The sequence below is a fragment of the Streptomyces phyllanthi genome, assembly GCF_009377205.1.
Classification (GTDB): Bacteria; Actinomycetota; Actinomycetes; order Streptomycetales; family Streptomycetaceae; genus Streptomyces; species Streptomyces phyllanthi.
Genome location: NZ_VJZE01000052.1, coordinates 24,276 through 33,237, shown reverse-complemented (window position 1 = coordinate 33,237; position 8,962 = coordinate 24,276). Strand labels below are relative to the sequence as shown.

General features: G+C 73.3%; 6 protein-coding genes. 5 read left to right on the top strand and 1 reads right to left on the bottom strand.

What is annotated here, in order from left to right:
- Nucleotides 1-140 precede the first annotated feature (140 nt).
- Nucleotides 141-1,760: an AMP-binding protein gene (locus tag FNH04_RS10865; protein WP_152782874.1), complete on the bottom strand. Its 1,620-nt coding sequence runs from the start codon at nt 1,758-1,760 to the stop codon at nt 141-143.
- A gap of 333 nt (nt 1,761-2,093) precedes the next feature.
- Here FNH04_RS10865 and FNH04_RS10860 point away from each other — a divergent pair, with 333 nt between their 5' ends.
- From FNH04_RS10860 to FNH04_RS10840, 5 genes are all read left to right on the top strand, one after another.
- Entirely contained in the window at nt 2,094-3,761 is a 1,668-nt protein-coding gene (locus FNH04_RS10860; RefSeq protein ID WP_228031275.1) for a sensor histidine kinase, read from the top strand.
- Nucleotides 3,758-4,429, top strand: coding sequence for a response regulator (locus tag FNH04_RS10855; RefSeq protein WP_152782871.1), 672 nt, complete (start codon nt 3,758-3,760; stop codon nt 4,427-4,429). The genes FNH04_RS10860 and FNH04_RS10855 overlap by 4 nt, the downstream gene beginning before the upstream one ends.
- A 486-nt stretch (nt 4,430-4,915) precedes the next feature.
- A complete protein-coding gene (locus FNH04_RS10850) occupies nt 4,916-6,400 on the top strand; it encodes a streptophobe family protein (RefSeq protein ID WP_194236629.1) in 1,485 nt (494 codons plus the stop codon).
- A 117-nt stretch (nt 6,401-6,517) separates the two neighbouring features.
- Complete coding sequence (locus tag FNH04_RS10845; protein WP_386574679.1) at nt 6,518-7,282, top strand: response regulator transcription factor; 765 nt, start codon at nt 6,518-6,520, stop codon at nt 7,280-7,282.
- Nucleotides 7,279-8,892, top strand: coding sequence for a sensor histidine kinase (locus FNH04_RS10840; protein ID WP_152782868.1), 1,614 nt, complete (start codon nt 7,279-7,281; stop codon nt 8,890-8,892). The genes FNH04_RS10845 and FNH04_RS10840 overlap by 4 nt, the downstream gene beginning before the upstream one ends.
- Nucleotides 8,893-8,962 lie beyond the last annotated feature (70 nt).

The following is an 8,962-nucleotide window of genomic DNA, read 5'->3' as shown; positions in this document are numbered from 1 at the left end:
GAGGGAAGAGGGAAGGGGAGGGGGCTCGCACGCCGGGCGCCGCCGACCGCGGCTGAGCCGGTCCGCTGCCGGCGCCGCCGATTGGCGGGAGAGAGGCCGGGAGGCTGTCGGTCGGGTCCGCGCCCCGCGCGATCGCACGGTCAGCGTGCGTCCTCGACCGCCTCTCTGACCCGGGCGACCTCGATCTTGCCGGTCGGGGTGCGGGGCAGGGCGTTCGTGAGGACGACGGAGCGCGGGACCTTGTAGCCGGCGAGGCTCTGCCGGACCCAGTCGCGCAGTTCCTCGGCGGTCACCGCGCTGCCGGGCCGTACCGCGACGACGGCCGCGACGCGCTCGCCCCAGGTCTCGTCGGGAACGCCGACGACGGCGCAGTCGGTCACGCCGGAGTGGGTGAGCAGGGCGTTCTCCACTTCCTGGGGGTGCACCTTCTCGCCGCCGGTGTTGATCACACCGGAGCCGCGGCCGAGGAAGTGGATCGCGCCGTCCGCCTCGATCCGGGCGAGGTCGCCGGGGATCGCGTACCGGATCCCGTCGATGGTGCGGAACGTACGCGCGCTCTTGCCGGTGTCCTTGTAGTAGCCGAGCGGCATGGGGCCGCAGTAGGCGAGGTTCCCGATCTCGTCGCTGCCGGGTTCGACGAAGCGGTCGTCGGCGCCGATGACCTTCGCCGCGGGCACGGGGTGGAAGCGGGCGGGCAGCTCCTGGACCGAGGAGGTGATCGCCAGGGCGAAGGGGCCTCCCTCGCTGGAGGCGATGGCGTCGAGGACCGTGACGTCGGCGCGCTCGTGCAGGGCCTTCTTGAGCCGGTCGTCGAGCGCGGTGCCGGAGCTGAGGACCGTGCGCAGGGAGCCCAGGTCGTACGGTGCGCCGGCGCGCTCCGCCCGTACGAGCTCGTCGGCGAGCGGCCGGCAGACGGCGTTGCCCGCGACGAGCAGTGTGTCGACCCCACGCTCGGCGAGCGTCTGCCAGACATGGGCCGGATCCAGTCCGCCCTGCCGTGCCGTGACCGCCCTGCCGCCCACCAGCAGGGTGCCCATGGTGTTGAAGAGACCGGTGGCGTGCATCAGCGGGACGACCGGCATCGTGGTCGGCGCTCTGCCGTCACGGCGGGCGGCGACCGCGGTCGCCGCGGCCTCGGCGAGCGTCTTCGGCAGTTCGGTGACACCGGCCTGCCGGAGGATCGGGATGCAGTGGAGCAGATCGCTCAGCTGCCACACCACGCCCTTCGGCTTGCCGGTGGTGCCGCCCGTGTACATGAAGAGCCGGTCCGATCCGGGCCGTGGCCGAGCCGCCCGCGGGGCGTGCGCCGCGAGCAGCTCCTCCAGCTCGGGCACGGCGGGACCGGCCGGGCCCTCGGCGGGCGGGTCCCCGTCCCGTACGAGCAGCTTCAGGGTGCGGACGTGCCCGGCGGCGTGCGTGACCCGGTCGGCCAGGGCGCCGCTGAAGACGAGCGCGGCCGCGTCGGCGTCCGTGAGGAGTTCGGAGAGTTCGTCGCCGGTGTAGCGGTAGTTGGCGTTCACGGGAACGGCACCGAGCTTGAAGGCGGCGAAGACCGTCTCCAGATAGGCGGCGCCGTTGTAGAGGTAGCAGGCCACCGTCTCGCCCGCCCGTACCCCGGCCTCCTCCAGTGCGGCGGCCAGCCGTGACGCGCGTTCGTCGAACTCCCGGTAGGTGATGTCCCGACCGGGTTCCGAGACGGCCACGGCATGGGGCAGGGCACGGGAGACCGCCTCCCAGATCGTGCCGATGGACACGTCCATACCTCGGACCTCCTCGTCCTAGGGGGCTTGGGCGGACCGCCCCGGCGAGCACACCTCGCGGGTGGCCACGCGGATCCCTGTAGCGGATCCCTGTATACGGGCAGTCCCGGTCCACGGGGGAGTGCGGATGCGCGGGGCCGCTCCCACGGATCCGCGGGGAATCCGCGGGGCCGCTCCCACGCTATGCGGGCCCGGTCCGCAGCCGGAACATGAGCAATGACTGAACCCGCTCTGCGCTTCGACCGGCCGGTGAACAGGTCGAATGACGTAGGCCCGCCCCGAATCCACCGGGCTACGATGCTGGAGCCGGCCGCGATGATGAGGAGATCGGTCATGTCCGGTTCCCCACCCGGTTTCCCGCTCGTGGGATGGCAGGAGATCGCCGCCGTCGCGCCGGACGGTCTCGCCGTGGTCGACGGCGCGGGCCGGTTCGTCCAGCTCAACCCGGCCGGGGTCGCGCTGCTGGGTGGCCGCGAGGAGTCCGAGCTGCTGGGTGCCGAGGCCCCGTTCGCGCTCGCGGAGGCGGCTGCCGCCTTCCAGGCGGGGCTGCTCGAGGAGCAGTCGGACGAACAGGTCGCCCACTGGGTACCCGCCTCCGGGACCCGGCGCGAGCTGGCCTACCGGGCCCGCGGACTGCCGGCCGGTCCACCGCTGACGGTCGTGTCGTTCCGCGATGTGACGGACGAACGGCACCGGCAGCGCAGGATCGCGGCGATCGCCCGGACCTCGATCGCGCCGGCCGCGGAAGGGTCGCTCGGCTCCACGCTGGACGCCGTGGCGCGGCAGATCGTCCGGACCGACGGACTGGCGGGCGTGCAGATCCTCATCCTGGACGGCACCGGCCGGGAACTCAGGCTCATGGCCTCGGCGGGGCTGCGGCAGTGGGACGCCTTCCTGGACCGGCTGCTGGAGTGCCGCGACCGGGGCGCCCGGCTGTGCATGCTCGACACCGTGAACGAGGGCCGGCCGATCGTCGTCCCCCACCGGTGGGCCCAGATCCGCGAGGACCCCGCCTGGCAGCCACTCCACGCCTACCTCGGCGAACTGAACTGGGACTCCTTCGTCAGCGTGCCCCTCATGGTGCGCGGCCGTGCCGGAGGCGTACTGAACGCGTACTACGCACCCGGGCAGGAGGTCGGCGGCCGGACGCTGGAGTTCCTGGCCGCCATGGCCGAGCAGGCCGCCCTCGCCGTTGACTACGCGACACTGCTGCAGCGTGAGCGCGAAGGTGCCCGCCGGGACGAACGGCAGCGCCTGGCCCGCGACCTGCACGACTCGATCGTCCAGCAGGTGTTCTCCATCGGCATGCAGGCCAACGCGGTCGGCGTGCTGGGCACGCGGGGCGGCCCGGTGCCGGCCCAGGCCGTGCGGCGCTTCGCGGACGAGGTCGGGTCCCTGTCGCAGTCCGTCCTCGCCGACCTCCGCGCTATGGTGCACGAACTGCGCCCGTCCTCCTCCACACGGCTCGGCCTGGAGGACGCGGTGAGCGCCCTGGTGAAGAGCACGGAGAACCGGACCGGCATCGGCTTCCGGCTGGTGTGCGGCGAGGGCCTGGACGCGGTCGAAGCGGAACTGGCCGAGGACGTGTACCGGATCCTGGCGGAGGCCATCCACAACGTGGTCAAGCACGCCGGGGCCAGCACCGTCACCCTCCGCCTCGGCCTCCGCGGGCACACACTGACCGCGAGTGTCTCCGACAACGGCCGCGGCCTGCGGGATCCGGGCGCCCCACCGGCCGCACCGGCAGCCGAAGCGGAAGCGGAAGCGGCACGGACCTCCGCACCCGGGAGCGCGCATACGACGCCGTCCTGGGACCACGGCTACGGACTGACGACCATGCGGGAAAGGACGGAGCGATGGGGCGGCACCATGAGGATCAGCTGTCGCGCGAAGAGCGGCACGACCGTGCGGGTGGTCATACCCCTTCCCGTGCAGGTACCGCAGCCGGCCACCGAGACCCGGGACGGCTCCCCGCCCACTCCTCGGGCGGTACGGATATGAACGGCGCCGAGACGCGTGCGACCCGGGTGCTCATCGTGGACGACCATGCCGTGGTCCGCCGTGGTATCCGCGCCTATCTCGAGGTCCTGGACGACATGGAGGTCGCCGCGGAGGCCGCCGACGGCCAGGAGGCGCTCACCCGGCTGGACGCGATGGCGGCACACCGGGAACTGCCCGACGTGGTGCTGATCGACCTCCTCATGCCGAAGATGGACGGCTCGACGGCGATCGGCCTGATCACGGAACGCTTCCCCGGTATCCGGGTCGTCGTGCTGACCAGTTTCGGCGAGATGGAACGCGTCCACGCCGCGCTCGCCCGGGGCGCGGCCGGCTATCTGCTCAAGGACGCCGAAGCGGGCGAGGTGGTCGCCGCCATCCGCGCGGCCGCCCGGGGCGAGGTCTTTCTCGACCCGGTGGTGGCCCGAGGACTCACCCAGGAGATCGTCTCGCCTCCGGCCGGGCTCGGCGCGCTCACCAGCCGCGAACGCGACGTCCTCGTCCTCGTCGCCGAGGGCCGCTCCAACCAGCAGATCGCCGACGAGCTGGTGATCAGCGAACGCACCGCCCGCACCCACGTGAGCAATCTGCTGCGCAAACTCCGGCTCACCTCACGCACCCAGGCCGCCCTGTTCGCCGTACGGCAGGGGCTGGTGCCACCACGGGGGTGACCGGCGGCACCGGCCGGCCGTCAGCGATCCCGCAGCTCCCGACCTGATCGTCGACCATGCCGCCGAGGTCACCACCCAGCAGGCCCGCGCGGCCGTGTCGGCCGTAGGCGCGGCGTTCCCCGCCCGGGCCGCGTGCCCGCCCGTCGCCGTCCGGTTATCCGGATGTGCTCGGGGACGGAACCGCCGTGACGCGTCAGTGAGGTTCTGGGAACTTCCTGAGAAACGGGACGGTACGTCGCCGGTGCGCGCTCCGTGACCTGCGCGCCTTCCCGTCGGCTCTCAGGAACCTCCCAGAACCTCTCCGGAACGTGGCACCCGGGGCCGCCAGTCTGTGCGGGCCATGGCACGCGGCGTCGTACCTCCCCCGTCACGGCGCCGCGTGCTCCCCCGCGAGAGAAGCGGAGTGTTCCCCACATGTCTGCTGTCCCGTCCCGTCTCCACAGCACGCCCGGTTCCGGTCCGCGGTCCGATCCCCACGGACCCGCCGTGTCCGCTCCGCCGGGCGCGAACGGCCCGTGGCGCAACGCCCTGGAGGGTGCCGCGGCCGCACTGTGCGCGGTGGCCGCCATGACGGCCGTGACCGCGCTGGCGCTGACCCTGCTCGACGCGGGGTCGGCCGGGTCGCTGTGGTCGCTGACGATGGCCGTGACGGCCATGGCCGTCGGCGGTTCGGTGAGCGCGGGTTCGCAGGTGCCGGGAGACACGGGGCCGATGGGTTCCGGGATGGCCGGGCTGTTCGGCGGCGGTGGCATGGGCCCGTCGATGAGCGGTGCGGCCGATGTCGCACCGCTCGGAGTGACGCTGGTCGGCGCCGTCGTGCTCTGGCTGGCGTTCTCCTGGCGGCTGCGGCAGCGGCGGCCGGCCTCCGGTGAACTGGCCGTACGGGCGGCCGGAGCGGGCACCGCGGCGCTGCTCGCCCTCGTGATCGTGGCGGGCCTCGGGCAGGGGACGGTCACCATGCCCATGTCGGCGATGAGGGGACTGGGCGGCGGCCAGGATGCCGGGGGCCTGAGGGGCCTCGGGGGCCTCGAAGGGTTCGGGCGTTCCGGTGGTGTCGGGGGCGGTGCCGGTGACCCGCTGGGTGGCCTCTTCGGGGGTGGCGTCGGCTCCGGCGGTACGGCGGACCAGCCGGTGATGACGTACGAAGTGCACGTGGGATCGGCCGCGTGGGGCGCGGTGCTGTGGGTGACGGTCGCTCTCGCCGTGGGTTGCCTGATCAGCCGCCGGGTGCGCCTGCCGCTCGGCGGTGCGCTGGACCGGCTGCGGCCCGGCTGGGCCCCGAGCCTCTCGGCCGTCGTCCGAACGGTCCTCGTCCTGGTGGCCGTACCGCTGGTCCTGCTGGCGTTCGTCGGGGCGGTGGCCGGCGGCCGGGCCGGGACGGCGGCCGGCGCCGCCCTGTTGCTCGCCCCGAACGCCCTGGCGGTCTTCCTGACCCTGGGCGTCGGTGCCCCGTGGACGGCCGGGGCGCACCCGGTGCAGAGCGAAGGCGGAAACCCGCTTGCCGGGCTGATGGGTGCCCTGGGCGGAATGGGCGGCGGACAGCAGCCCACCGCACAGCCCGACCGCACCGAACACCTCAGGTCCCTGTCGGCGGGCGGATGGCCGCTGTGGCTCGTGGCCCTCACGGTGACCGGCCTTCTCCTCCTCGGCTGTGCCTGGGCCGCGGCCAGGGCCAAGGACCCGGCCCGTGCGCTCCCGCTCCACCCCTACCGGGGCCCGCTGGCCCGTCATATCGGCATGGCCGAGCGGTTCGGTGTCGTCACGGCCGTGGTGCTGGGCACGGCGGCGTGGACGGCGGGGGCGTCGGGGCACTTCGGCATCAGCATGTTCGGCAGCGAGATGGGAGGAACACGGGCCGAGCTCAGCGGCAGCGTGCTGTGGACGGTTGTGTTCGGACTGCTCGTCGGGGGCCTCGCCGGGTTCGCCGGAAGCCTGCTGTCCCGGGGATGCGGGGAGCGCGGGGCGCGGTGACCGTGCACCTCGATGACCAGGGGGCGGGGTGACCGTGGGCTTTACACGGTGAAGACACCCCGCCTCCGTAACCTGCCCCGCAGGATTCCGGCCGCCTGGAGGCACCCTGTGACAGCCATCGAGCGTTCTCCGCTGCGCGGCGCCGAGGTCGGACACGACCCCGGCCCGGCGGCCACCACGGGCGTGAACCTGCTCGTCGTGGACGACGAGCCCACCGTGCGGGAACTGCTGTGCGCGGCGCTCCGGCACGCCGGCTTCACCGTCGCCGCGGCCGGGACCGGCCAGGAGGCCCTGGACCGTGCGCGGGAGGTCTCGCCCGATCTGGTCCTGCTGGACGTCATGCTTCCGGACCTGGACGGCTTCGAGGTGATCCGCCGGCTGCGCGAGCAGCACCGACCCGCCCCGGCGCCCCGTACCGGCCATGTCCCCGTGGTGTTCCTCACCGCCCGCGACGCCACCCAGGACAAGATCGAGGGCCTGGTGCTGGGCGGCGACGACTACGTGACCAAGCCGTTCGACCTCCAGGAGCTGATCGCACGCATCCGCGCCGTACTGCGCCGCACCAGCGGCGACCCCACCGCACTGCTGCGTGTGGCCGATCTGGAACTCGACCCCGAAGGTGTCCAGACGACCCGCGCGGGTGAGCCCGTACGCCTGTCGCCCACCGAGTTCCGGCTGCTGCACTACCTGATGGTCAACGCCGGGCGCACGGTCTCCAAGCCGCAGATCCTCGGGCGAGTATGGGACTACGACTTCAACGGCGACACCGGCATCGTCGACACCTACATCAGCTATCTGCGTCGCAAGATCGACAACGGCGGCCCGAAACTCATCCACACCGTGCACGGCATCGGGTACGTACTGCGCGGACCGAAGTCATGACCCGGCCCCGTATCCCCGCCGTATGGGCGCGGGCGTCCCTGCGCAGCCGTGTGCTGCTGCTGGCCGTCACCCTGCTGGCGGCCGGGCTCACGGCGTTCAGCCTGGGCACCGGGAACGCGCTGCGCGGCTATATGGAGGACCGCATCGACGCCCAACTCCGCGCCGCGGCCCGGGTGTTCGCCGTACTGCCGCCCAAGGTGGCCGAGACCGGAGCCGAACGGAACCCGCCGGCGGCCCTCGCCGACTTCAGTACGGACGTCCTCGGCAACCCCGTCATCACGTACGTCGCCCAGGACGGCGCCGTCGAAAGCAGTATCGACTCCCTCGCCGGTCCGAACCGGACCGGGGAGGCGCGGGGCCCGGACCTCCCCGGGCTGGACGCGGACGAGGTCGCCGCCCGCGAGGGCCGGCCGTTCACCGTCGGCAGCACGAAGGACGACACGCGCTGGCGGGTGATCGCCGTGCCCAGGGCCTCCCGGACCCTCTCGCCGACGGGCACCCGGGTGACGCGGCCGGACGCCTCCGGCAGCGTGATCGTGGCGACGTCGATGGCCCAGGTGGACGGCACGGTGGACCGTATGTGGCGGATCTACCGGAGCGCCGGCCTCGGCCTGCTCGCGCTGCTGGCCGTGGCCGGCTGGTTCGCGGTCCGGTCCGGGCTGCGCCCGCTGTCCCGTATCGAGCAGACCGCCGCCGAGATCGCGGGCGGTGACCTCTCCCGCCGGGTCCCCGAACTGGCCGCCCCGAACACGGAGATGGGCCGTCTGGCCGCAGCACTGAACAGCATGCTGGGCCAGCTCGAGACCGCGTTCGCCGCCCGTGCCGAGTCCGAGGCCCGGATGAGCCGGTTCGTCGCCGACGCCAGCCACGAGTTGCGCACCCCGCTCGCCGGGATCAAGGGCCTCACCGACCTTCACCGCATGGGTGCCCTCGCCGAACGCGAGGACATCGACGCCACGATGTCCCGTATCGCCCGCGAGTCCGAACGCCTCACCCGGCTGGTCGAGGACATGCTCCTGCTGGCCCGCCTCGACGAACACTCGCTGAAGGCGACCGGGAAAGCCACCGGCTCCGGCCCGCCCGGCCTCGACCTCACCCCCGCCGACCTGCGCACCCTCGCCGCCGACGCCCTCCACGACGTACGCGCCCTGGACCCGGCCCGTACCGTCACCCTCACCGGTCCGGCCGGTGACGGTCCGCCCGCCTCCGCGCCGGCCCTCGCCGACGAGGCCCGCCTGCGCCAGGTCGTCACCAATCTGGTCGGAAACGCCGTCGCCCACACAGCCCCCGGCACGCCCGTCCGTATCGGCGTCGGCACGGCCGGCGACCACGCCGTCCTGGAGGTCGCCGACCAGGGACCGGGCCTCACCCCGGAACAGAGCGGCCGTATCTTCGAGCGCTTCTACCGCGCCGACACCTCCCGCACCCGCGCCACCGGGGGAGCGGGGCTGGGCCTGGCCATCGTCCACTCCCTGGTCACCGCCCACGCGGGACACGTCGAGGTCGACTCCGCCCCCGGACGGGGCGCCACCTTCCGGATCCTCCTCCCTCGACTCACCGACGGGCCCCTGCAGGCGTGCCCGCCGGAACCGGTGGCCCACCAGCGGTGACCCACACGTCGGGTCGGAGCGGCAGCGACGGTGACCTTGCCCGGGCCGGCCCCGCGCCGTACGCCATGAC

Bases quoted from the DNA above. Each gene is read 5' to 3' on its own strand.
- FNH04_RS10860 (WP_228031275.1), top strand. From the start codon at position 2,094: ATGTCCGGTTCCCCACCCGGTTTCCCGCTCGTGGGATGGCAGGAGATC.
- FNH04_RS10865 (WP_152782874.1), bottom strand. From the start codon at position 1,760: ATGGACGTGTCCATCGGCACGATCTGGGAGGCGGTCTCCCGTGCCCTG.
- FNH04_RS10855 (WP_152782871.1), top strand. From the start codon at position 3,758: ATGAACGGCGCCGAGACGCGTGCGACCCGGGTGCTCATCGTGGACGAC.
- FNH04_RS10840 (WP_152782868.1), top strand. From the start codon at position 7,279: ATGACCCGGCCCCGTATCCCCGCCGTATGGGCGCGGGCGTCCCTGCGC.